This is a genomic window from Dyadobacter sp. HNCC25DJ186, assembly GCF_056895235.1.
This window is the reverse complement of the sequence record NZ_JBXHAS010000011.1, coordinates 155,795-179,576: the sequence shown is the minus strand read 5'-3', so window position 1 is coordinate 179,576 and position 23,782 is coordinate 155,795. Positions and strand designations below refer to the sequence as shown.

Annotated in this window: 19 protein-coding genes; 14 read left to right on the top strand and 5 right to left on the bottom strand. The window is 41.9% G+C overall.

Annotated features, from left to right (window positions below):
- The first annotated feature begins 59 nt into the window (after positions 1-59).
- The 5 genes from iolG (at position 60) to iolE (ending at position 6,855) form a co-directional block, all read left to right on the top strand.
- The gene (gene iolG, locus AC1XUO_RS25020; protein WP_483332573.1) at positions 60-1,088 is read left to right on the top strand and encodes an inositol 2-dehydrogenase; all 1,029 of its coding nucleotides are present in this window, start codon (positions 60-62) and stop codon (positions 1,086-1,088) included.
- Between the two features lie 25 nt (positions 1,089-1,113).
- A complete protein-coding gene (locus tag AC1XUO_RS25015) occupies positions 1,114-2,724 on the top strand; it encodes a sodium/sugar symporter (protein ID WP_483332572.1) in 1,611 nt (536 codons plus the stop codon).
- Positions 2,725-2,768: 44 nt separating this feature from the next.
- Positions 2,769-3,710 (top strand): class II fructose-bisphosphate aldolase, encoded by a 942-nt coding sequence (locus tag AC1XUO_RS25010; RefSeq protein ID WP_483332571.1) that lies wholly within the window; start codon positions 2,769-2,771, stop codon positions 3,708-3,710.
- A gap of 281 nt (positions 3,711-3,991) precedes the next feature.
- Positions 3,992-5,857 carry a 3D-(3,5/4)-trihydroxycyclohexane-1,2-dione acylhydrolase (decyclizing) gene (gene iolD / locus AC1XUO_RS25005; protein ID WP_483332570.1) on the top strand — a complete coding sequence of 622 codons (1,866 nt, stop codon included), beginning with the start codon at positions 3,992-3,994 and terminating at the stop codon, positions 5,855-5,857.
- A 95-nt stretch (positions 5,858-5,952) separates the two neighbouring features.
- Positions 5,953-6,855: a myo-inosose-2 dehydratase gene (gene iolE, locus AC1XUO_RS25000; protein ID WP_483332569.1), complete on the top strand. Its 903-nt coding sequence runs from the start codon at positions 5,953-5,955 to the stop codon at positions 6,853-6,855.
- Between the two features lie 63 nt (positions 6,856-6,918).
- On the opposite strand, the gene purL is transcribed toward iolE, so the two are convergent.
- A complete protein-coding gene (gene purL, locus AC1XUO_RS24995) occupies positions 6,919-10,584 on the bottom strand; it encodes a phosphoribosylformylglycinamidine synthase (protein WP_483332568.1) in 3,666 nt (1,221 codons plus the stop codon).
- A 424-nt stretch (positions 10,585-11,008) separates the two neighbouring features.
- On the opposite strand from purL, the gene AC1XUO_RS24990 reads away from it, so the two are divergent.
- Positions 11,009-12,034 carry an LLM class flavin-dependent oxidoreductase gene (locus tag AC1XUO_RS24990; RefSeq protein ID WP_483332567.1) on the top strand — a complete coding sequence of 342 codons (1,026 nt, stop codon included), beginning with the start codon at positions 11,009-11,011 and terminating at the stop codon, positions 12,032-12,034.
- 245 nt (positions 12,035-12,279) lie between these two features.
- On the opposite strand, the gene AC1XUO_RS24985 is transcribed toward AC1XUO_RS24990, so the two are convergent.
- Positions 12,280-13,074 (bottom strand): hypothetical protein, encoded by a 795-nt coding sequence (locus AC1XUO_RS24985; protein ID WP_483332566.1) that lies wholly within the window; start codon positions 13,072-13,074, stop codon positions 12,280-12,282.
- 381 nt (positions 13,075-13,455) lie between these two features.
- Between AC1XUO_RS24985 and AC1XUO_RS24980 the strand changes: the two genes are divergently transcribed.
- The 6 genes from AC1XUO_RS24980 to AC1XUO_RS24955 all read left to right on the top strand — a co-directional run bounded on the left by AC1XUO_RS24980 (position 13,456) and on the right by AC1XUO_RS24955 (position 17,764).
- Positions 13,456-14,148, top strand: a complete 693-nt coding sequence (locus tag AC1XUO_RS24980; protein ID WP_483332565.1) for a hypothetical protein — start codon at positions 13,456-13,458, stop codon at positions 14,146-14,148.
- 115 nt (positions 14,149-14,263) lie between these two features.
- Positions 14,264-14,914, top strand: a complete 651-nt coding sequence (locus AC1XUO_RS24975) for a hypothetical protein (RefSeq protein WP_483332564.1) — start codon at positions 14,264-14,266, stop codon at positions 14,912-14,914.
- Positions 14,893-15,687 (top strand): sensor histidine kinase, encoded by a 795-nt coding sequence (locus AC1XUO_RS24970; RefSeq protein ID WP_483332563.1) that lies wholly within the window; start codon positions 14,893-14,895, stop codon positions 15,685-15,687. The genes AC1XUO_RS24975 and AC1XUO_RS24970 overlap by 22 nt, the downstream gene beginning before the upstream one ends.
- A gap of 15 nt (positions 15,688-15,702) precedes the next feature.
- On the top strand, positions 15,703-16,374 hold the full coding sequence (locus AC1XUO_RS24965) for a response regulator transcription factor (RefSeq protein WP_483332562.1): 672 nt from the start codon (positions 15,703-15,705) through the stop codon (positions 16,372-16,374).
- A gap of 56 nt (positions 16,375-16,430) precedes the next feature.
- The gene (locus AC1XUO_RS24960; RefSeq protein WP_483332561.1) at positions 16,431-16,784 is read left to right on the top strand and encodes a cupin domain-containing protein; all 354 of its coding nucleotides are present in this window, start codon (positions 16,431-16,433) and stop codon (positions 16,782-16,784) included.
- Positions 16,785-17,230: 446 nt separating this feature from the next.
- Positions 17,231-17,764: a DUF892 family protein gene (locus tag AC1XUO_RS24955; RefSeq protein ID WP_483332560.1), complete on the top strand. Its 534-nt coding sequence runs from the start codon at positions 17,231-17,233 to the stop codon at positions 17,762-17,764.
- A gap of 162 nt (positions 17,765-17,926) precedes the next feature.
- Here the strand turns inward: AC1XUO_RS24955 and AC1XUO_RS24950 are convergent, their stop codons facing one another.
- Positions 17,927-18,565: an NAD(P)H-dependent oxidoreductase gene (locus AC1XUO_RS24950; RefSeq protein WP_483332559.1), complete on the bottom strand. Its 639-nt coding sequence runs from the start codon at positions 18,563-18,565 to the stop codon at positions 17,927-17,929.
- A 218-nt stretch (positions 18,566-18,783) separates the two neighbouring features.
- Here AC1XUO_RS24950 and AC1XUO_RS24945 point away from each other — a divergent pair, with 218 nt between their 5' ends.
- Together AC1XUO_RS24945 and AC1XUO_RS24940 are read left to right on the top strand one after the other, a co-directional pair.
- Complete coding sequence (locus tag AC1XUO_RS24945) at positions 18,784-19,662, top strand: cation diffusion facilitator family transporter (RefSeq protein ID WP_483332558.1); 879 nt, start codon at positions 18,784-18,786, stop codon at positions 19,660-19,662.
- Between the two features lie 212 nt (positions 19,663-19,874).
- Positions 19,875-21,365: an alpha-amylase gene (locus tag AC1XUO_RS24940; RefSeq protein ID WP_483332557.1), complete on the top strand. Its 1,491-nt coding sequence runs from the start codon at positions 19,875-19,877 to the stop codon at positions 21,363-21,365.
- A gap of 175 nt (positions 21,366-21,540) precedes the next feature.
- Here AC1XUO_RS24940 and AC1XUO_RS24935 read toward each other — a convergent pair whose 3' ends face one another.
- Positions 21,541-22,080, bottom strand: a complete 540-nt coding sequence (locus AC1XUO_RS24935; protein WP_483332556.1) for a pyridoxamine 5'-phosphate oxidase family protein — start codon at positions 22,078-22,080, stop codon at positions 21,541-21,543.
- A gap of 283 nt (positions 22,081-22,363) precedes the next feature.
- On the bottom strand, positions 22,364-23,398 hold the full coding sequence (locus AC1XUO_RS24930) for a DUF2235 domain-containing protein (RefSeq protein ID WP_483332555.1): 1,035 nt from the start codon (positions 23,396-23,398) through the stop codon (positions 22,364-22,366).
- Positions 23,399-23,782 lie beyond the last annotated feature (384 nt).

Sequence of the window (23,782 nt, the reverse complement as noted above, 5' to 3'; positions counted from 1 at the left end):
CTGAGCTCGGTTTGGCAAAAAGCTTTCGGCTAATGGCTAACCGCTAAAACCTAAAAAATATGTCTAAGAAATTAAAAGTCGGAGTGATTGGATTGGGACGTATCGGGCAGATACACCTCAGCAATCTACTGCACCACATTCCTGGTGCGGAAGTAATTATCGCATCGGATCTTTCACCGGAGTCGCATGCTTTTGCTAAAAATCTGGGTGTTGAAGAAGTGACGACGGATGCTTATGATGTCATCAATCATCCGGATGTGGAAGCCGTTATCATCTGCTCTCCTACCCCATTTCACGTTCCTTACACCGTTGCAGCTGCGAATCAGAAAAAACATGTGTTCTGTGAAAAACCGCTGGACGTGACTTTGGACGCGATTTACGCGGCACAAAAAGCAGTGGGCGAAAATGGAGTTAAATTAATGCTGGGTTTCAACCGGCGTTTTGATCCCAATTTTACCAACGTGCGCCACATCGTGGCGGATGATAAAATCGGAGATCCGCAAATTCTTCGTATCACCAGCCGTGACCCGGGACCACCGCCTATTGAATATTTAAAAACATCCGGTGGAATATTCCTGGATATGTCCATTCATGATTTTGATATGGCACGTTACATTGTCGACTCCGAAGTAACCGAAGTTTTTGTAAAAGGTGATGCGCTGATAAATCCTGAAATCAAAGAATTTGGTGATATTGATACGGCAGTGATTGTGCTTACTTTCGAAAACGGAGCCCTGGGTGTCATCGACAACAGCAGAAAAGCGGTGTATGGTTATGATCAACGACTGGAAATTTTCGGATCCAAAGGCATGGCCAAAGCTGAGAACAATACCGCTGATAATCTGGTACATTTCGACAGTAGCGGCGGTCACAGCTCTCTTCCCTTGCATTTTTTCCTTGAAAGATATGAAACGGCCTATCGTGTTTGTCTGAAATCATTCGTTAATTGTGTGCTCAATGACACGCCTTCCCCGGTTGATGCGCACGATGGATTAATGGCGACGGCGATTGGTATCGCAGCGATGAAATCCTTGCAGGAAGGAAGGCCGGTGAAATTGGAAGAAGTTATGAGTCATACATTGGTGTGAGAATATTATACCCTAAAATAACCCCATGAAACAAGGTCTGCATTTGCTTGATTACGTCGTATTTTTCATTTACTTTATCGCCGTCTCCTCCTACGGTTTTTGGATTTATAAAAAGAAATCAAGCAAGGAAACAAGTTCCACTGATTACTTTCTGGCAGAAGGATCATTGACATTCTGGGCAATTGGTGCTTCCTTAATCGCTTCCAATATTTCGGCTGAGCATTTCATAGGCATGTCGGGATCCGGATTCGCAATTGGGTTGGCGATCGCGTCCTACGAGTGGATGTCTGCTGCTACCCTGATTGTTGTTGCCATTTTCTTCGTTCCAATCTATCTCAAAAATAAGATTTACACCATGCCGCAGTTTTTACGGCAGCGTTATAATCCGCTGGTGGCGACGACGATGGCAATTTTCTGGCTGCTTCTATATGTGTTCGTCAATCTGACTTCCATTCTTTATTTAGGAGCACTGGCACTTGAAGTTACAGCAGGAATCGACTTTACCTGGGCGATTGGAGCGCTGGCCGTATTTGCAATCATTATCACGGTAGGCGGCATGAAAGTAATTGGCTATACCGATGTAATTCAAGTAGTTGTATTAATTGCAGGTGGTCTGGTAACGACTTATCTGGCCATGGACCTTGTGGCCAAACATTTCGGAAACCCAAACGTTTTCAGCGCCTTCGGAACATTAAGAACCCAGGCAGAGCCACATTTTCACATGATCCTGAAAAAGGATAATCCTTACTTTAAGGATCTTCCCGGATTATCTGTTATCATCGGTGCGATGTGGATCAACAATCTTAACTATTGGGGCTGTAATCAATACATCATCCAACGAACTCTGGGCGCGAGTCTTCCCGTGGCGAGAAAGGGAATTTTGTTTGCGGCAGGCCTCAAATTAATCATTCCGATCATCGTCGTTCTTCCTGGGATCGCAGCCTATGTGCTTTTCCAAAATGGTATGTTCCAGACAGAAATGCTAGATGCGAACGGCGTTTTAAAACCCGATCATGCATACCCGGTTTTGCTTGATCTGCTTCCGTCAGGTCTGAAAGGTATGGCCTTCGCGGCTTTAACGGCTGCAATTGTAGCTTCTCTGGCTGGAAAAGCGAACAGCATTTCAACGATTTTTACATTGGATATTTACAGAGAATACATCAAACCGGACGCATCGGAAAAACACCTGATCCGCGTGGGCCGTTATGCCATCTGGACTGCAATGGGTATTGCTGCATTGATTGCTCCACAGCTCAGAGTTTTAGAGCAAGCCTATCAATTCATTCAGGAATATTCAAGTTTTATAACGCCGGGTGTTTTCGCGATTTTCTTCCTTGGCTTTTTCTGGAAAAGGACAACCGGAAATGCAGCACTGGTAGCAGCATTTTTAACCATACCACTTTCAACTGCTTTCAAATTCTGGTATGAAGAAATTCCGTTTTTGAACCGTATGGGAATTATATTTTTAATCCTTGTGGCTGTAATTATTGTAGTAACGCTGATGGATCCAAAAAGCAGGAACAATCCGAAAGGACTTGAAATTGACCGTTCGATGTTCAAAGTGAGCACCGGATTTATGATCACTTCAATCCTTATTTTTGGTATCCTTGGTGCTTTGTATACCGTTTTCTGGTAAGACATGCAACCAGGTAAATCTGTGTAATTGATTAATAAATTATTATGCTTTTGACGACCAAACAACTTTTTGATCAATGCTACGGCCGCTACGCAATTCCTGCGGTCAACGTATTTTTCATGGAGGAAATACATGGATTATTTGCCGCAGCACAGGAAGCAGATGCGCCGTTCATTGTTCAGACTACTCCTTTTGCAAGAGATTATGCCAAAGCGGATATGCTGCTTTCCATGATCCAGTCAGCCGCCAGATTATATCCGCAAACGGTTTTTGCAGTTCATGTTGATCACGGTGTTGAAGACCATATCTGGGATGCCATCGGAAGCGGCGGATACAGTTCCGTGATGATCGACGCGTCACATGACAATTTTGATAAAAATGTAACCAGAACTCAGGCTGTTGTTCAACGAGCACACGCGAATGGAATTAGCGTTGAAGCTGAACTGGGTGTGCTGGCCGGTGTGGAAGATGATTTGACGATAGATGCTGAAAATTCGTCCTATACCAATCCACAGCAGGTCGTTGATTTTGTCAATGCGACCGGCTGTGACAGTCTGGCCATTGCCGTTGGAACGAGTCATGGCGCATATAAGTTTTCTGGCGGACAGGGTTTGCAATTTCATATTCTGGAAGAAATCCAGAAACGTTTGCCAGGATTTCCTCTGGTCTTACACGGCGGTTCCAATGTGAGTTCAGAAGTCGTGGCACGGATCAATGCGGCAGGAGGAAATCTTAAAACAGACGCAAAAGGTGTACAGGAAGATGAAATTTTGAAGGCAATTCCATTGGGGATTTGTAAAATCAACATTGCAACCGATACACGTTTATTGTGGACAATGGTAAATCGTGAATTTTTCCGGGATCATCCTGACGAGTTTGCACCGACAACACCAGGGAAGATTTTCATGGAAGAGTATAAACGTTTTATGTTGCAGAAATTTGAATTGTTCGGGTGTGTTGGGAAGGCGGATGAGTTTTTGTATTAACTGATTATAAAGATTATCGTTCAGGAAGAATTAATTATTGCGGTGCTCCGCACCTTGTGGATCAAAAACAAGATTATTTTCTACAAATATTTGGGTGCTCCGCACCGCTTACTACCAGGTGCAGAGCACCTAAATATTTGTAGAAATCGCACACCTATCCCTCGCGGCTCATAGGTGCAGAGCACCGCAATATTTATCCATCCAAATAATCAATTTTTTACCAAACAATATTCCCAAATCCAACACTTCGTTAAAATCATCAAAAATATTCCTTCAAAACCATGACCAGAAGATTAACCGTAGCCCAGGCTACTATAACATTTCTAAAAAATCAATACATCGAACGGGATGGTATTGAAGAACCCTATTTCGGTGGATGTTTCGGAATATTTGGTCACGGAAACGTGGCCGGATTAGGACAGGCCTTACAACAAAATCCTGATTTTCGTTATTATCAATGCCGGAACGAACAATCCATGGTGCATACCGCAGTGGCATACGCAAAAATAAAGAACCGTCTTGGCGCTTTTGTTTGTACAACTTCCATAGGCCCCGGAGCTACAAACATGATCACAGGCGCTGCTTTGGCAACAATTAATCGTTTGCCAGTTTTATTATTACCGGGTGATATTTTTTCAACGCGTGAGCCAAACCCGGTTTTGCAACAATTGGAAAGCGCATCGACACAGGATATTTCTGTGAATGATTGTTTCAAACCGGTTTCCAAATATTGGGACAGAATTAACCGTCCGGAGCAACTGATTTATTCATTGCCGGAAGTTATGCGTGTTCTTACGTCACAGGCTGAAATGGGCGCGGTAACCCTTTCCATGCCTCAGGATGTGCAGACACATGCGTATGATTTTCCGGAAGAGCTGTTCAGGAAGAGAGTCTGGCATGTGGGGCGTCCGAGGCCTGATCTGTCCACTTTACAAAAAGCAGCAGAATGGATCCGTGCTTCTAAAAAACCGGTAATTGTTGCAGGAGGTGGTGCAATTTATAGTGGCGCAGATGGAACCCTTCATGATTTTGCCACAAAAACAGGTATTCCAGTAGGTGAAACATTTGCCGGGAAAGGTGCTGTTAAATTTGATGAGCCATACAGTATCGGCGGACTTGGTGCAACCGGGACAAAATATGCTATCGAAATATCCAATGAAGCGGATGTGGTGATCGGTATCGGAACTCGTTACAGCGATTTCACAACGGCCTCAAAATCAATATTTAAAAACCCGGACGTTAAATTTATTAACATCAATATCAGCGAATTTGATGCGTTTAAACATGCAGCCTTACCTGTAATCGGTGATGCAAAAGTAATTTTGGAAGAACTTTCAGATTTACTCGGCGACTTCGAAGTTGATGCCGATTACCGTAAAAAAATCGCTGATTACAACCACGCCTGGGACGAAGAAGTTACCCAGATTTATAGGGATGGCAATAGTACGGTTCCACCTATTGATCAGGCAATTGTCATCGGTACGTTAAACAACTTTATGGATCGTCGTGACGTGATGATCAACGCGTCAGGAAGTGCACCGGGAGATCTTCATAAACTATGGCGAGCAACGGATCCTAAAAACTTCCATTTGGAATATGGTTTCTCCTGCATGGGCTACGAAATTGCTGCCGGTCTGGGCGCAAAAATGGCGGATCCAACGCGTGAGATTTATGTAATTTGTGGTGATGGTGGTTATCTGATGAACAATCACGAGATCGTTACGTCAATTCAGGAAGGTGTAAAATTCACGATTTTGCTATTGAATAATAATGGATATGCGAGCATCGGCGGCCTTTCTGAGAGTATCGGCAGTGAGCGTTTTGGAACAATGTATAATTATCGTGACGAAAATTCGGGACTATTATCAGGTGATTTTCTGCCGGTTGATTTGGCGAAAAATGCTGAAAGTCTCGGCGCTATCGTGATTAAAGCAACCGACAGAAATTCACTTGAAGAAGCTTTAGAACAATCGAAAATCAATACCAGAACAACGGTGATTTACATTGAAACTTCTCTGTACCGTACCGTGAAAGGATACAATGCCTGGTGGGAAGTTCCAATCGCAGAAGTTTCTGAATCGGCATCTGTTCAAAAAGCTTACGATACCTATATCGAAAACAAAAAAACGCAGCGAATTTTTCTGTAAGGGCTAAATAAGGCTTACTATCTGATTTTTCCAGCCACGAATACACGAATTTTCACGAATTGCTGAAATGAATTAACTTCCATAATCTGACTAAAATGAATTTTGAGAATATAAAATTAGGCGTTGCTCCTATCAACTGGACGAACGATGATATGCCGGAACTTGGCGGCGAAAATACGTTTGAGCAATGTATCAGCGAGATGGCTCTGGCAGGTTTTACCGGCTGTGAAGTTGGCAACAAATTTCCGCGTGATACGGATGTGTTGAAAAAAGCGCTGGAACTACGGGGCTTGCAGATTTGCAATCAGTGGAACAGTTACGAACTGACAACCAAATCTTTGGAAGAAAATATTAAAAAATTCACATCACTTCTGGATTTTCTGGAAACCATGGGAGCGAAAGTCATTGGCGGCGGAGAAGTTGGGAACAGCTGTCAGGGACAAATGACAGTGCCTGTTTTCGAAGGAAAAGGGATGTTGACTACCGATGAAGAATGGAAAAGTTTTACGACTGGCTTAAATGAATTAGGCAAGATTGCCCGTGCCCGCGGAATGAAACTTGCTTTTCACCACCACATGGGGACCTGTATTCAAACCATCGCTGAAACAGACCGCCTGATGGCTGAAACGGATCCTGAAAATGTCTACCTCAACTACGACTGCGGTCACTTTTATTTTGCCGGAGAAGATCCGGTGGAAGCTTTGAAAAAATACATTGGACGAACTGCTCATATTCACTTAAAGGATATTCGTCCGAATATCTTACAGCGCGTGCATGACGAAAAATTAAGTTTCCTGACCGCCGTAAAACAAGGCGTTTTCACAGTTCCAGGGGACAACGAAGGTTGTATTGATTTCCAGTCACTATTTGAAGTGATTAAGGAAAGCGACTATCAGGGCTGGATTGTGTTGGAAGCTGAACAGGATCCGGCGGTTGCAAATCCGTTGGAGTATGCACAAATCGCACGCAAGTTTTTCAAAAATCTAACCGGTATATAACCTGGTTAAAAGCAAAGAAGGCTGTCTTTCGACAGCCTTCTTGTTATATAAAATCCGATTCGATTACTTCTCAGAAGCTTCAATCCATTTTCTGGCGTTCACAAAAGCTTCGATCCATGGAGAAACTTCGTCGTTTCTTCCAGCAGGATAATTCGCCCAGTGCCACTGGAACAGTGAGCGCTCAATATGCGGCATCATTACCAAATGTCTTCCCGATTTATCACACATCATCGCCGTGTTGAAGTCGGATCCGTTTGGATTGGCAGGATATGTTTCGTAAGCATATTTTGAAACAATCTCATATTTGTCCTCAGCATAAGGCAGCTGGAACTTACCTTCTCCATGTGATATCCAAACACCCAATGTACTTCCCGCCAATGTAGAAAGCATCACCGATTTATTTTCCTGAATGGTCAGTGAAGTAAATCCACTTTCGTGTTTTTTACTTTCGTTATGAAGCATCTTCGGCTTTTCCTCGTGGTCCGGATTGATCAGGCCAAGTTCAATGAACAACTGGCATCCGTTACAGATCCCAACTGACAAAGTATCTTCTCGTTTGAAAAAGTTTTCAAGCGAAAGTTTTGCTCTTTCGTTATACAAAAATGCACCAGCCCAGCCTTTCGCAGAACCTAAAACATCTGAATTTGAAAAACCTCCGACGGCACCGATGAACTGTATATCTTCAAGCGTTTCACGTCCTGAAATCAAATCCGTCATGTGAACATCTTTCACGTCAAAACCTGCAAGGTACATCGCATTGGCAAGTTCTCTTTCTGAGTTACTTCCCTTTTCACGAAGAACTGCTGCTTTCGGCCTCGGTTTAGATTCGTCGATGACTGGCTTTTTCCCGTCAAACTGAGCAGGGAAATTATATTGAAGAACATGGTTTTTGTAATGCTCAAAACGCTCTGTCGCCTTCACATCACCGCTCTGTTTTTTATCCAGAAGATATGAAGTTTTAAACCAGACATCACGAAGTTGATCGATATCAAAATCCCAGTTACCAGACGCATCCTTAACCAATACTTTTGAAGACGAACTAACCGTACCAATTTTATGGAAAACAACACCATTTGCTTTTAACACTGCCTCAGCAGATTCATCTGCCTGGAAAACGATGCTTATATTTTCCGCGAAAAGTTTTTCGATAATATCCTGACCTCCGAGAGAAGAAAGATCAATGTCGGCTCCAAGATCACGATCTGCAAAACACATTTCCAGAAGGGTCGTGATCAAACCACCACTGCCTACATCATGACCAGCCTGAATTTTACCCGCCTTGATCAGTTGCTGAATTGTGTTAAAGGTATTTTTAAATTCATCAGCATCCAGAACATCCGGTGTTTCGGTTCCGATCTTGCCAAGAATTTGCGCAAAAGATGAACCCCCAAGTTTGTAAGTATCGCCCGAAAGATTGATATAATAAATTGAACCGCCGTCCTTTTGAAGAACGGGTTCAACAACCGCTCTGATATCATCGCAATGCCCCGCCGCCGAAATGATCACCGTACCAGGTGCGATTACTTCCGCATCCTTATACTTCTGTTTCATCGAAAGTGAATCCTTACCCGTTGGGATATTAATTCCCAGGCCAATCGCAAAGGCAGAACAAGCTTCAACAGCGCGGTATAAACGGGCGTCTTCACCTGCATTTTTACAAGCCCACATCCAGTTTGCCGAAAGCGAAACGCTCGCCAGACCATCCTGAAGCGGAGCCCAAACAATATTTGACAAAGATTCAGCGATTGCATTTCTGCTTCCTGCCGCAGGATCAATCAGCGCTGAAAGGGGTGCATGACCAATTGAGGTTGCGATTCCATCTTTTCCCTGAAAATCAAGCGCCATTACACCCACATTGTTCAGCGGTAATTGTAAAGGACCTGCGCACTGCTGTTTCGCAACACGGCCGCCCACACAGCGGTCAACTTTGTTGGTCAGCCAGTCTTTACTTGCAACAGCTTCAAGTTGAAGTACCTGTTCGAGATACTCGGCAAGCCTGGACGTTTCGTAAACCACCTGAGCATATTTTCTTTCAACAGTCTTATCATGCATGACCACTTTTGGAGAACTTCCAAACATATCATCCATTTCAAGATCCATAGGTTTTGCTCCCGTTGTTGCGGATTCAAACGTAAAACGGTGATCAGAAGTTACTTCTCCCACGGTATACATAGGAGCCCTTTCGCGGTCAGCAATTCTTTGCAGTGTATCAATATTTTCTTTACTGATCACCAGACCCATACGTTCCTGCGATTCATTTCCAATAATTTCCTTGGCTGAAAGCGTTGGATCTCCTACCGGTAATTTATCAAGATCGATTTTCCCTCCCGTTTCTTCAACAAGTTCAGAAAGACAATTTAAATGCCCTCCTGCACCGTGATCATGGATGGAGACAATCGTATTGTTGTCACTTTCCACCATACCGCGAACGGCATTGGCAACTCTTTTTTGCATTTCAGGATTTGAACGCTGAATTGCATTTAATGTAATTCCTGAACCAAAAGCGCCCGTATCTGCTGATGAAACCGCAGCGCCGCCCATTCCGATTCTATAGTTTTCGCCACCTAAAACGACGATTTTATCTTCGACTTCCGGTTTTTCTTTTTTCGCCTGATCTGACTTTCCATACCCGATACCGCCAGCCTGCATGATCACTTTATCAAAACCAAGTAATCTTGCGTCTTCTTCGTGCTCGAACGTGAGCAATGAACCAGTTATAAGCGGCTGACCAAATTTATTCCCAAAATCAGAAGCGCCGTTCGACGCTTTGATCAGAATATCCATTGGTGTCTGGTATAACCATTTTCTTTCCTGAACGCCTTGCTCCCACGGACGATTTTCTTCAAGGCGCGAAAATGAAGTCATGTAAACAGCCGTTCCAGCCAAGGGAAGCGAGCCCTGTCCGCCGGCAAGCCTGTCTCTGATCTCTCCGCCCGAACCGGTTGCTGCACCGTTGAAAGGTTCAACCGTTGTTGGGAAATTATGCGTTTCGGCTTTTAGTGAAATAACCGAATCAAAGTCTTTTATTTCGTAGTATTCAGGTACATCCGCGCGTTTCGGAGCGAATTGTTGCACCCGGGGACCTTTTACGAATGCCACATTATCTTTATAAGCGGATACGATTCCGTTGGGATTTGTCTCAGAAGTTTTACGGATCAGCTTGAATAAAGAAGTTGGCTGCTCTTCGCCATCGATGACGAACGTACCATTGAAAATTTTGTGACGACAATGTTCGGAATTTACCTGAGAAAAACCGAATACCTCAGAATCTGTCAGTTTGCGTCCCAGTTTATCCGATAATTTATTCAAATAATCAACTTCTTCCTCACTAAGGGAAAGCCCCTCCTGCTGGTTATACGCGGCAACATCACTGATCTCAATAATGGATTCTGGCCGAAGACTGATCAAATAAATATCCTGATTAAGTTCAGCATATTTCTGCGACAACATCGGATCAAAGCTGTTAAAATCAGCAGAAACCGGCGTAAACTCTTCGATCCTTACTATACCCTGAATATCCATATTCTGGGTAATTTCTACGGCATTGGTACTCCACGGCGTAATCATCGCAGCACGAGGACCTACATAAAAATCAGTCAGGACGGTTTCAGTCAGAAGTTTTGCACCGCCAAATAGCCAGCTCAATTTAGAAATATCCGGCTCGGTGAGAGTTCGCTCTATCTGTAAAGCAAAAACGGTATTGTGGTCGTTGGAAAAGAAATAAATCATGGTATGTTATTATGGCGCAAAGTTACTTTGAAAATTTCGCGATGTCCATACGTAGCGTAAAATAGTTCGGATAAAAATAAAAACCTGAAACCGGCCGATTGGTTCCCTGTTCTAGCTTGGGATGTCCAAAACTACAAAAATTGGCATGTAATTGGTATTTTTTAAACTGCGCGCAAAAATACAGTGGAAATTCAAAGCGTTAACAAAAGCCTGATTGAGAGTAAATTCAAACTCCGGAAGAAGCGCGCTATTGCCAAATAAAATTTGGCGAATAATTTTTGAACGATTATTCAACTATCCTGCACTTTTTGTTGTTGATACTAATTGTTACATAAATCCGGACAGTTGAATTTCGGTGGTATGCAGTTATTATGTTAAAATTAAGACGGCCATTTAGGACGTTCATTGACAAATATTTGATACGATGAATATAAAAGATTCTAAACCTGTTGCCTTTTCCGTACTTGATCTGGCCACAGTAATCGAGGGAAAAACGCCCGCAGATACTTTTAAAACAAGTCTGGCACTTGCCAGGGAAGCTGAGAAACTTGGGTATACCCGTTACTGGCTGGCAGAACATCATAATATGATCAGCGTTGCCAGCTCGGCAACTTCTGTTTTGATAGGCTATATCGCCGGAGGCACTTCAACGATCAGGGTTGGATCTGGTGGCATCATGCTGCCAAACCATTCTCCACTTGTGGTGGCTGAACAATTCGGAACACTTGCTTCTTTATATCCTAACCGGATTGACCTCGGTTTGGGACGGGCACCGGGCACTGATCAGGTAACTGCAAGAGCGATCAGGGGAGAAAATTTCAATGCAGTCCATAATTTCCCGAGTGATATCCAGGCACTTCAAAATTTCTTTTCAGCAGATAATTATAGGAGTAAGATCCGGGCAATTCCTGGCGAAGGACTGGACATCCCGATCTGGATTCTGGGTTCAAGCACAGACAGCGCACGGGTAGCAGCTGCGATGGGTTTGCCTTATGCCTTTGCAAGTCATTTTGCACCGGCATATTTTCTTGAAGCTATTGAGCTGTACAGGAAAAATTTCCGTCCATCTCAATATCTGGATAAGCCTTATGTCATGGCATGTGTAAATGTTGTGGCTGCCGATACCGACGCCGAAGCCGATTTATTGTCCACTTCCGTGTTACAGTTTTTCCTGGGCGTGGTAAGCGGGAAACGTAAATTATTGCAGCCCCCGGTTGAGAATATGGACGAAATATGGGGAATTCAGGAAGAACACGCCGTTGGGCAAATGCTTGCTTATTCTTTCATAGGCGGTCCGGAAAAGTTGAAACAGAGAATCAGGACATTCCTGCAAAAAACGCAGGTTGATGAAATTATGGCAACGTCGCACATTTTTGACCATGATGCGCGTATCAGGTCTTATCAGCTATTTTCTCAGATTGTACAGGAAATAAGTGCGGTTGAAGTTTAACAAAACTTTGTTCACAAAAACGGTGCGTTTGATCGTCCTGTTTTTGTGAACAAATAGTTTTAAGACACAGCAGCTTTTGCTTTTAAAACATAAAACCATCCCTCCGCAATGCAGTGAGATGGTAAGTCTAGTACCCCGTAGCCTGACAATTAACTACGCGTTAATCGCAAAACCGGACTTTTTTTAAGGTGTGAGGAAGGTATAATTTGCTGTTACGCTGGGTTAAATAATTATATTGTGAAAGATCAGTACCAATAATGAATCTGATCCTCGGAAAAAGTATTGAATGAATCTGCTTCGACTTGCAGTTTCTTCCAGCAGCTTATCGCTGTGTTTATATCCAGGTTCTGTAAAAAAGACATCGTGATTTCGGGTTTAACATCCAGAATTCTCTGCATTGTGTCCATCAGAGAAAACCAGTCCCCTGTCGACTTTGCAACGGCTGAATCAACTTTTATAATAGTTTCTCCCAAAGGCTCCCAATAAATTCCTAACTGACTGGTGTAACGCGCGATCCTGATATCAACTTCCTGATTGACATATAAAAAATCCAGAATATTTACACCGACAGAAGAAACGATTTTGCTCAATACAAACGTTGACTGGCTCAGATTATCAAACTGCAGACAAGCCAGCTGCCTGACGTTATCAGGAACTTTATCCGAAGATCTGTCAAGCTGGCTCATGGCTCTCAATAATTCCTGAAAGCCATAAATCGCATTTCCGGCATATAAACTGACAGCGGCCGACAAGTCGATCAAGCTTTCAAAAGTCTTATCCTGCCAAAGCTTGCACACGGTAACGAGAACAGGGAATTCGGGAATATATTCCGAAAGATACTGAGCAACTTCTGCTCCGGCAGCGGCCTCGCCCACCCGTTTGTTAATTGCCGTCCAATCATGCTCCGGTACGGTAAATAGTCTACCTAGTGATTGGCTGGTTAGGGCGGTCATAAGCTGGCTCGTAGTTCTCCTTCCGTGAAGAAATGCCGGACCCGGCATCCCATCGAAAGACCTCTCAAATACATGCAATTTCGACATTTTATTATTTCCGCTAGGTCGTGTTAGAGCGTGTGCCCAATAATTGATATTTCATACTTTTAATAGTTTAAGGTTTATAAAAACGTTGAGCTTTTCTTTTTTGCATTACAAAGTACCAACTTAAAAAACTGGCCTGAAAGCCGTAAAACACGTGTTTTGCAAAACCACGTGTTTTACGGGGGCATGTAACCAATAACTAAAAATAATTACACTTTTTTTGTGATTTATAGAATTTGCTCTACATTAGCCAGCGAATTCTGCCGATCTTTTCACTTTGCCAGATTTCTCCGGCTTCACGTCTTTTTTGCACGAATTTTAAAAGTACTTTTCTCGTTTATCCATTCATTTCCAGCGGTAGAAATCCTGCCAACCCTTAAAATTATGAGCAATAATCCATTAGCGACCCACCTGATCTCGCAGCAAACTTTTGAAACCTGGTCTTACGCCTGGCAACAACAGGAATTTAATACGAACCCTTTTGACTTTTTTAAAGAAGGTGATGAAATACTCGTCAGCGTACTATTTGACAGCAAAAGCATGAGTTCCTTATTATCAACGACCGGCGTAAGTACAATCAAAATCAGGTTTGGCTTTAATGTTGAGAAAAATGATTTTGAGATTATCCTTTTTGGTACAGATAGCACCGGACAAATTCTCACGCCGTACTATATCCCATTTAAGAAAAACTATAATGGTCTATCCGCTGAACTCGGGGAGGAAGATGGAAAAGTTCCGTCAGAACTGATCAGACAATGGAAAAACAACTGGTTGATCGCAGCAGGGAAAGGCGCAGTTAACAATAGCAACTTCACAACACCTTACGGCTTTATTAGAGGTTATAATTATTCATTGAAGGAATTTATACAGACGCTTTTTACATTTAACAAGGCCCCGAACATTAATGTAGTATTCGTACTTCACGAATACTACGGCGTCAATTATCTGACGACACATCAGACAACTTCTACATTTGGTGTGGTTTTGCAGGGTCAAAAATCAGAAAATGATATCGGTCTTGGAGCTGACGATGAAGCTTACTACGATCTGACTGCTCCCTGTCCAAGAACCTGTTAATTATTAAAGGCCAACGAATTGTTTTCGCTGTAAAAAGTAAGTATTTTAATAATCTGACTTATGATTTTTAGCGAAAACAGTTCAACTTTGCGACGTATTTTTTCTATAACCCGTCATGCCTTATTCGAGCGAACAGCTTATCATTTTTTTTGCCTTTTTACCCGTTTTACTTGCTGCAATTGTAGGCGCTGTTCGATTTAAGGAACTGGACCATACGCTGAGAATTCTTACCTATCTGATCTTTTTTGCACTCATTGTCGAATCTATTTCCCGGATATTATGGTTGTATAAAATCTCGAATCTATTCCTCTGGCCGGTTTATGTAACGGTTGAGTTCGGCTTTTTTATCTGGATATACAGCATCGAACTGAAAAGCAAATTATTATTACAAGCAAGGGGCTGGCTGATTGCAATCTTCGCAGCTTACCTGACCTATAAAACATTACAAGTTTCAAGCAGGATAAACCTGATCGATAACAGTGGCAGACTTGTCGAAAGCGTATGTCTGATTGTGCTTATTTTGTTCCATTATTATAAAATATATGTGGAACAACCGACTAAGAATTTATGGTCGATCCCGATGTTTTGTGTGTCTACCGGATTGCTTGTATTTTTTGCGGGTAACTTTTTTATCTTTCTTTTTATCAACTTCATTTTGCAATATTCCCAAAAACTTAACTATCAGATCTGGCTGATTCACGCCTTTTTAAATTGTGTTTTGTATTTAATTTATTCATTTGTTTTATGGAGACGCCAGGAGAACTAGAATTTACACAGCTGCTATATGGCGGACTAGCCTTTGTTCTTTTTCTGTCTCTGGCAATAGTCCTTTTTATCCTGCTCTATCAGCGAAAATTACATGCCCAGTTGCAAAAAATGCACGATCAGGAAATTGCATATCAGAAAGACCTGACCAACTTGATCGTGAGATCCCAGGAAAGTGAGCGAGACCGTATTTCACGTGACCTCCACGATGAAATTGGTGTGTCGCTATCTGCCGCGAAGCTGTATATCAATCAGATACAATATGAAACTGCCCCAACAGAAATGGTTCAGCTGGCTAGTGATGCCAGTGGAATTATCGGAAATATTGTTCAGGATATCCGGCAAATTGCACAGAATCTATCTCCATTGATTCTGGAAAATTTCGGTTTTTCACAAGCAATTCAAATGCTGCTCACACGGGTTCAGTCGGGCGGTATCCGTACCAGCTGCCAAGTTGATTTTAACACCAAACTCGATAAGGAAACAGAACTGGGCTTGTACCGCATCGTTCAGGAAGCCATTGGAAATGCCTTAAAACACGCAAATCCCAGCCTTATTGAAGTCGAAATTCGCCAGGGTAATGGCCTCCTGAAACTATCTGTCTCCGATAACGGGGACGGTTTTGATTATCAAAAAATCGCTTCCGGGAAATCTCAATCCATGGGACTAAGTGGTATTAAAGCCCGAGCTGGTCTTTTGAATGGAAATCTTGAAATAATATCTTCTGCTCATTCCGGAACCAGACTATCACTTGAATTTCCGGTAAATTCATAAATTAAAGCAAGCATTATGATGAGTACTTTAAAATTAGCCGTCGTCGACGATCATAAATTGTTTCGGCAGGGTCTTATTCAGATCTTGAAAAAGTTCGATCATTATGACGTCATCTTTGAAGCTGCGTCAGGAGAAGAGCTCCTGGAAAAGGTAGCGCTTAACCAACCCGATATTGTTCTGCTGGATCTGAACATGAAAGGTATGAGCGGACAGGAAGCAAGCGTGATCCTGCGTAGTGAGTTTCCGACAATGAAGATCATTATTTTGTCTATGAACTATTCGCATGATTATATCCGGCAGATGATGAAAATCGGAGTTCATGGCTATTTACCAAAAGATATTGATCAGAAAAAACTGATTGACGCTATCGACCAGGTTTATTCAAAGGGCCATTACATGGACGATGAAATCGCGGCTGTTCTGCGTGAAGCGCTACAAATAAACGAGCGACGAAATGCCAAAAAAAGTACGGTTATTGAATCCGAGAACATTGTGCTTACCGAACGGGAAATGGAGGTTTTAAAGCTTATCTGTAAAGGTTTTAATACCGGACAAATCGCTGAAGAGCTTTTCATCAGTTACCGCACCGTAGAAGGTCACCGGAAAAACCTGTTGCTCAAAACCGGTGTATCGAACTCTGTAAGCCTCGTTGTTTTTGCCGTAAAACATAACCTGATTGATATGTAATTTCCAAGTTTGTATCTTTCACTTCAACAATTCAATTTGTAATAAGTACATATCCAATGAATACTTACCGATTATTTAATACGATTGAAGGCGATTCTGCTTTCGAAAAAGGGACAGTACAAGATTTGTTGCAACTCGAAGCCGCTTATTTTTTCTTCCATGAGGATGCGCCTGAAAGAACAGAATTCGATTGGCACCCTGCTCCGAGACCTCAGTATGTTATTACCCTTCGTGGGAAACTGGAATTTACTGTAACTGATGGAAGTACTTTTATAGTTGAACCCGGTGATGTTCTCATTGCACAAGACATTGCCGGCACCGGGCATAAGTGGCGAAGGCTGAGTGAAGAAAGTTGGGCGAGAATTTATATTGTTTTGAAAGATGGGCAGAATGACGGATTCGTTTCTTGATGAAAATGCTCCTGCGTGAAAATTAATTTCAAGATCAGTCAGCGAAGATTTTAGATACTGGAGTTTAAGTTCAACCCGGCAGCTTTCATTCCCAAATTGTAGGAAAACAGGCCAGTCCACTTCAATCAACAATCCACTAAATCAAATAAGTCTAATCTCGTCAGTGACCTAAAAATAAGCTGGTTAGGTCATAGTTTAAAAGCAATAATTTTGGCTGGCTCTAACAGATCTATACGTCCAGCACCTATGATACTCTAAATTTGTTTAATCCACTCCTGAAAGTTGTAAAACTGAAAAGTTGCCCTAGTTGGCACGAGGTTTATATGTGCGACTTTACCGAATAGACAGTTTTAAAAGTTTTAAACGTGCTTTATGCCATCACGTTCTAAAATTTAGCTATTCTGTTTATAACCAGCACTTAAAATCATTTGTTAACTGACCCAACGATGAAAACAGATTCTCCTCGGTCTGAATTTGACCAGCATTATGAAATTTGCAATAACCCGGAAGCCTTTCGCTCTTTTCTAAACAAAATTGAAAATGTTTATTGGGCAGAAAATATCCAGTTAAAGACTTTCTCTAAATGGGCTTTACTGGTGAACGCACCGGAACTCAGAAAGTCAGTTTTAGATTATTTGCTTATTACGGCGGGGCAGGTCCAGCATATTGAGCAGATTTTTGAAATTCTGGCACAGGAGACAAAAGGTAAAATTGATACCGCGCTGAACGATTTACTTCACGAAATTGAGGTTCTTACGGAAAGTACGGTATTGCTTGCTTCTACGGCCGACTTTCTAATAGTCAAAGCTTTATGTAAAATTGCATCTTATCAGATTGACGATTATGAAAAGTTAAACTCAATGGCAAAGAAGCTAAAACAGTACAAGATCTCTGAGTTAATTGAGAAAACATTAGGTGAAGAACACGAAATCTTTAGATATTTTCAAAACTTCGGGATGAAGCTAACAAATAACTCCTGAGCATTGATTATCAGCACTTTCCATTATAAAGATCCCCCTGTCTTCTCAACAAGGGGATCAACATTTTTATGGGATCAGCTAATTTTTGCCGCTTCTTGTATCGAATTGGTTACAAGATTTAAAAACTGAACTTTCAAGTCCTCCGATTTTCCTACCTTGTTTTTAACAAACGCTGTCAGACAAATACTCATGCGCTACGGATTTATTGATAAAAACTTTGGTTAAATGGTCTTTGTATCTTTTTAGATCGCCGGGAAGATCTGCATTCTTTTCTACATCATGAAAATGAATTCCATCCACTGGCTTCATCCCTGTAAAAGCATTCATGCGATGGAAGCCAAAAAGGGGTCCATCATCCACGCTTTTTTCGTTGAAAAACTCACCTGGTAAAGTAAACGCAGTCGCAGGTGCATTCCATGAAGTGGTGACCATATACCGACGTCCGTGTAATGTCCCACCGGTTCCATAATTGATCTGAGGATTTGTCGAAGAACGCCCGTCGCTGTTGTAAATACCAGTCTGGTGACCTTCTGTAAAAACAACGTCTATGTATTTTTTCAATCCGTTTGGAACCTGAAACCACCAGATCGGCATGTGATAAATGACAACATCTGCCCATACGAAATTTTCAACTTCTCTCTTTGGAACATACTCCTGATTAATATCCGTTGACCTGACTTCAAAGCCGGGTTGTTCTTTAAAAAATTTGATTGTTTGGTCGAATATTGTTTTATTGAATCGTCCGCCCGAGTGTCCAAAAATCTGGCCGCCATTGATGACAAATATTTTTTGAGTATCCATTTTTGAGCATTTATGATTTATGTGCTGCAAAGATAAGATGGCTTTAACTATCACTAAAATAAGATAAATCATAGCCATCTATCATAATTATAATAATATACACTAGTTCAGGTATAAGATGTCGTTAGTAAGTTACGTCAAATTAGCTTACTTTTGCACCCTTACAACAGAAAGCAATTTTGTTGTAAAATTCTGTTTTAAGATGTTTTGTACCGGATATGGCCGAAGTGACAAATGAACAAAAGGCTATTAAAGCGACGTATTTCAGTATCATCGGGAATACCGGTTTAGCGATTATTAAAGGACTTGCAGGCTATTTCGGGAATTCTTATGCCCTTATAGCCGATGCAATTGAGTCAACTTCCGATATATTTTCTTCTTTTCTGGTACTGTTTGGAATTAAATATTCAAACAGGCCTGCCGATGCGAATCACCCGTATGGACACGGCCGCGCAGAGCCATTGATCACTTTTCTGGTTGTAGGTTTTCTGATAACGTCGGCGACTGTTATTGCATACGAAAGTGTTGAGAACATCAGAACGCCTCATGGCTTGCCTAAGCCATACACACTGATTGTTCTGGCAGCGATTATCATATGGAAAGAAATTTCATACAGGCTCGTCATGCAGCGGAGCAGGGAAACCAACAGTTCTTCCTTAAAAGCTGACGCCTGGCATCACCGCAGTGATGCGATAACTTCTGTGGCTGCCTTTATTGGTATATCCATCGCGCTCGTGATGGGTAATGGCTATGAATCTGCTGACGATTGGGCGGCACTTTTTGCTTCCGGTTTTATATTATATAACAGTTATCTGATTTTCAGACCGGCACTGAGCGAAATCATGGATGAACATTTGTACGATGACATGATCGAACAAATACGAAAGGTTTCCGCAAATGTGGACGGAATTTTAGGCACGGAGAAATGTTTTATCAGGAAATCCGGTATGCGTTACCATGTTGATCTGCATGCTTTGGTAAATGCCAGTATCTCAGTCAGGGAAGGGCATTATTTATCCCACAAATTACAGGATACCTTAAGAGCAGAAATTCCCGAACTGGGCAATGTATTGATCCATATCGAGCCTGTTGAATAAAATTATTGTTTTTGAAAGGTTAAGAAACATCCAATGGCTGTAATCGGCGATTGGATTTTTTTATGTACGGCGGCTTCCATTTATTTTTCGGGGGTGCAGTTTCAAGCGCCTGTTTTTTGTTTAAGGCACAATTATTGTATTGGAATGTTACAATCAGAAAAATATCTGAAACATCAACGATCAGTTTTATAAAAACCTGGACTAAAATAATAATGGAAAATTTTACAATGCTTCAGTTCTTCGAATGGTATTATCCGGCAGATGGAACACTTTGGAGCCATTTTAGGAATGAAGCAAATCGACTGAAAAATATTGGAATAGATTCCGTGTGGCTTCCTCCGGCGCATAAGGGAATGGCGGGAGATCAGGCTTCGGGTTATGATTCCTATGATCTTTATGACCTGGGCGAATTTGACCAAAAGGGCTCGGTAAGAACGAAATACGGTACCAAACAAGAATTGATCGATGCAATTAAAGCGGGCAAAGAAGCGGGTCTTCAGGTTTATACTGATATCGTTTTGAACCACATGGGAGGCGCTGATGAAAAGGAAGTTGTGACCGTAAAAAAGGTGGAGCCAGAAAACCGCAATGAGTTTATCAGTGAACCGATACAGATAGAAGCTTATACCAAATTTACCTTTCCGGGCAGAGCTGGAAAATATTCCGACTTTGTTTGGGATTACCAGTGTTTTTCCGGGGTAGATTATAATGCTTCAACGCAGGAAACTGCAATTTACAGCATTCAGAACCAGTATGGCGAAGGTTGGCAGGATGTGCTTGATCTGGAAAATGGAAATTATGATTATTTAATGTTATCCGATATTGAATTCAGGAACCCGCATGTTAGAGAAGAACTGAAACGTTGGGGTGAATGGTTTTATGAAACACTTGGTTTTGACGGATTTCGTTTAGATGCGATCAAACACATGGATCCGGAATTCTATAATGAATGGCTGGATCATTTGAGAGGAAAATATCAGAAAGAATTCTATACCGTTGGCGAATATTGGGCTCCCTATGATCTGCCTTCAATGATCAAATATATTGAGGCAACAGACAGGCGCGTATCACTTTTCGATGCGCCGCTACAAGGAAATTTCTTCCAGGCTTCCAAGGAGCGTAGTGATTTTAATCTTTGTACGATTTTCGATAACACGCTCGTTCAGGTCGATCCTGAACTTGCTGTTACGCTCGTGGAAAACCATGATACGCAGCCACTCCAATCGCTGGAACAAACGGTGGACGAATGGTTCCGACCGCTTGCCTATGCGCTGATTCTTTTCCGTGAAGCGGGTTATCCCTGTATTTTTTACACCGATTTATATGGTTCAAAATACAAGGATACCGGGAATGATGGTGAGGAACATGAGATTACGCTTGCAAAACTCGAAGGCCTGGAAAAAATGTTGTATTGCAGAAAAAATATTGCATACGGTTTGCAGACAGACTATTTCGATCATCCGAATTGTATTGGCTGGACCAGACAGGGTGATGAACAGCACGAAAACTCTGGTTGCGCAGTAGTTATCTCCAATGGAGACGACGGCTCAAAACGGATGGATTTAGGCGCCCAACATGCGGGGAAAGTTTTTGTAGACTACCTTGACAATGTTCAGGACGAAATTATTATTGAGGAAGATGGCTCGGCTGAATTTAAGGTCAAAGGAAATTCTGTGTCATTCTGGGCTGTAAAAACCATTTAGTATAACAATTTAAATTTCAGTGTGTTATTAAGTCAAATACTAAAAAACCGCGGCAGCCAAATTATTTGGCTGCCGCGGTTTTTTCTGTACTGATCTCTGTTTTATCTTGATTGCAAAGTGCCGAAAATATGATTCTTTCGCGATCAATGAGACATGGAGACATGCCTTAGAATAATTACGGATTGACAAGTTTACCCTCTATGGAATCATCCAGTGTTTTGCCTAACATAGCCCCAATAGCAGTTTTGACCAATGCAACCGCATTTCCATGTTTGTTGTCCCAATAGTAACCTTCTTTCGCTTCAACTTTTATGACTGTGATTCTCGGATCATCCTCACCTTCCGTAAACCAGGCTTTCAGGATCGGCTCCCAAAGTTCTTTGATAGTCGCCTTATCTTTTGAAATCGTCGCAGTTCCGTAAATACTTAAAAAGTCAGAATACTTTGAACCCTGAAACAGGAGTTGAACATTTGGATCAGCCTCAATATCTTGATTTTTATGACTATCGTCAGAGCTTAAAAACCAGAAATTACCCTGATCGTCAACTTTTTGTATAGACATGGGTCGGGTATTCAATGCCGCACCGGAAGTTATCTTTGAACAAAAAAAGCAGGTATTTGCAGCTTTCGCCAGTTCCTTAATTTTCTCCCCGGCCTCTCTGCCAAAAAGATCTTCATGATTTTTTTCAGGCTGTTGTTGATTAATGCTATCCATAAAATGTGGCTTTAAAGGTTGAAGTTATATCTCCCTGAAAAAGATCGTTCCAGCGAAAATTTTGGGTGATGCTCCGGGCAGTTGATTATGACGACTGCCAGCGTTAAAATGATTCAAAACTGGTAAGTGCTGAAATATAACAATCCATTCATGCCGCATTTGATAAGCCACCTTTTCACGCCTGTCGGTATGAAAAATTTACTTTTGAAAAAGGTTATTTTAAGCTATTTACGATCAAACCAACATTTGATCGTTCAGATCCAAGAAATCCATCACCAATTCATCACGCAACCTTCTCTTGTTTTGGAAGATTATCAGGGATATACCCACGAATTTTTTCCATTCTTTCATATACCGAGTGATGAATATCTTCATGGGAATCTACATCGGTCATCACCTGCCTTTGTAACTTCCCAACAAGGGAAAAAGGAAAATTGAATGAATCATAGAGTTCTCCTTCGATCGTTGGTTTGACATTATCAGCCAGATATTTTTCTTCGAAAGAAAGCCCCGCTCCCATAGCGTTGCTGATCATCCAATCCAGGGAAATGTCACTCAAACCTTCGTCTGGGTACCCACCGCCAATGTTGGAATGCACCCCGGGAAACCATCGTTGTTCCAAAATCTGGTAGTGGCCGTCTAATCCTGCGTTGCTGCTTTGCTTCCAGATCGCAGGCTCAAAGTTTTTCCGTTTTTCGTCCAGAGCCAGTGCCTGGTATGCAAAATCTACGTGACTGCTTAAAGTCGTATCATGAAATTCATATTTTTTCTTGTTCCCAAGAAATTTGAGCGGTATTCCGAGCGATCCAACCGTGTCCCACACACCGATAAACTTAATTCTAAACTCAGGCTGGCTGTACTTAGCCCGAAATTTGCTGGCAATATCTCCATCCGGATGGGTTGGATAGGATCGGTCGCGATATATTTTATAGGCCTCATTAATCAGAGTGAGATTATTACTTTTGACCAGTCCAGCAGTACGGATCAGTCCTGCCAGACTTCTTGCCGTATACGCTCCCCGACTGAATCCGAACAGATAAAGCTCGTCGCCCTGTGAATAATTCCAGCAGATAAATTTGTAGATATCAAGAATATTCCGGTCTATCCCACCCCCGATCATACCGTTGATCATGCGCTTCAACTCCATACCTTCCACCCCAACTCCCTCATCATAATATTTGAGCTGATGTATCCCATCTGAGGATTCGTTACAGATGCCTTCAAATATTTTCTGGATATTAGTTCTGACAGGCTTACCCTGGTAACTGTCGCCCGGAAGATTCCAGGTACCGTCACTGCATGTAATAATTCTCTTCATCTTAAGGGTTGGATAACGTTCTTGCCCATTTATTAGAAAAATCTCAGTAACATCAAATTACATAGATCTAACTAATTAATAAACAGAATATTACAAAATTTAGTTAACGGCTAAAATTTTGCCATTAACTAAATTTTTGCACCATTCGAACGTAAAAAAATAAACGGATTGAAATGAATCGACCTGTCAGTTGTGGAGGTGAAGGAAAGAACAGAAATTCCATAAACAGCCAAATGAGACAATTATTTTTGTCACAATTGTATCATGTTGCCAGGTCAGTTTCCATCCATAATACCGTGGATCTTTTTAGAATTATACGATAAGTCAGCAGATCATTTCGACTTAACGGGTACCAGGAAAAGTGGCTATAAGTATTTTTTTTAA

What these genes read in the sequence shown, in the direction of transcription:
- iolG (WP_483332573.1), top strand. Translation starts at nt 60, where the DNA reads ATGTCTAAGAAATTAAAAGTCGGAGTGATTGGATTGGGACGTATCGGG.
- AC1XUO_RS25015 (WP_483332572.1), top strand. Translation starts at nt 1,114, where the DNA reads ATGAAACAAGGTCTGCATTTGCTTGATTACGTCGTATTTTTCATTTAC.
- AC1XUO_RS25010 (WP_483332571.1), top strand. Translation starts at nt 2,769, where the DNA reads ATGCTTTTGACGACCAAACAACTTTTTGATCAATGCTACGGCCGCTAC.
- iolD (WP_483332570.1), top strand. Translation starts at nt 3,992, where the DNA reads ATGACCAGAAGATTAACCGTAGCCCAGGCTACTATAACATTTCTAAAA.
- iolE (WP_483332569.1), top strand. Translation starts at nt 5,953, where the DNA reads ATGAATTTTGAGAATATAAAATTAGGCGTTGCTCCTATCAACTGGACG.
- purL (WP_483332568.1), bottom strand. Translation starts at nt 10,584, where the DNA reads ATGATTTATTTCTTTTCCAACGACCACAATACCGTTTTTGCTTTACAG.
- AC1XUO_RS24990 (WP_483332567.1), top strand. Translation starts at nt 11,009, where the DNA reads ATGAATATAAAAGATTCTAAACCTGTTGCCTTTTCCGTACTTGATCTG.
- AC1XUO_RS24985 (WP_483332566.1), bottom strand. Translation starts at nt 13,074, where the DNA reads ATGTCGAAATTGCATGTATTTGAGAGGTCTTTCGATGGGATGCCGGGT.
- AC1XUO_RS24980 (WP_483332565.1), top strand. Translation starts at nt 13,456, where the DNA reads ATGAGCAATAATCCATTAGCGACCCACCTGATCTCGCAGCAAACTTTT.
- AC1XUO_RS24975 (WP_483332564.1), top strand. Translation starts at nt 14,264, where the DNA reads ATGCCTTATTCGAGCGAACAGCTTATCATTTTTTTTGCCTTTTTACCC.
- AC1XUO_RS24970 (WP_483332563.1), top strand. Translation starts at nt 14,893, where the DNA reads ATGGAGACGCCAGGAGAACTAGAATTTACACAGCTGCTATATGGCGGA.
- AC1XUO_RS24965 (WP_483332562.1), top strand. Translation starts at nt 15,703, where the DNA reads ATGATGAGTACTTTAAAATTAGCCGTCGTCGACGATCATAAATTGTTT.
- AC1XUO_RS24960 (WP_483332561.1), top strand. Translation starts at nt 16,431, where the DNA reads ATGAATACTTACCGATTATTTAATACGATTGAAGGCGATTCTGCTTTC.
- AC1XUO_RS24955 (WP_483332560.1), top strand. Translation starts at nt 17,231, where the DNA reads ATGAAAACAGATTCTCCTCGGTCTGAATTTGACCAGCATTATGAAATT.
- AC1XUO_RS24950 (WP_483332559.1), bottom strand. Translation starts at nt 18,565, where the DNA reads ATGGATACTCAAAAAATATTTGTCATCAATGGCGGCCAGATTTTTGGA.
- AC1XUO_RS24945 (WP_483332558.1), top strand. Translation starts at nt 18,784, where the DNA reads ATGGCCGAAGTGACAAATGAACAAAAGGCTATTAAAGCGACGTATTTC.
- AC1XUO_RS24940 (WP_483332557.1), top strand. Translation starts at nt 19,875, where the DNA reads ATGGAAAATTTTACAATGCTTCAGTTCTTCGAATGGTATTATCCGGCA.
- AC1XUO_RS24935 (WP_483332556.1), bottom strand. Translation starts at nt 22,080, where the DNA reads ATGGATAGCATTAATCAACAACAGCCTGAAAAAAATCATGAAGATCTT.
- AC1XUO_RS24930 (WP_483332555.1), bottom strand. Translation starts at nt 23,398, where the DNA reads ATGAAGAGAATTATTACATGCAGTGACGGTACCTGGAATCTTCCGGGC.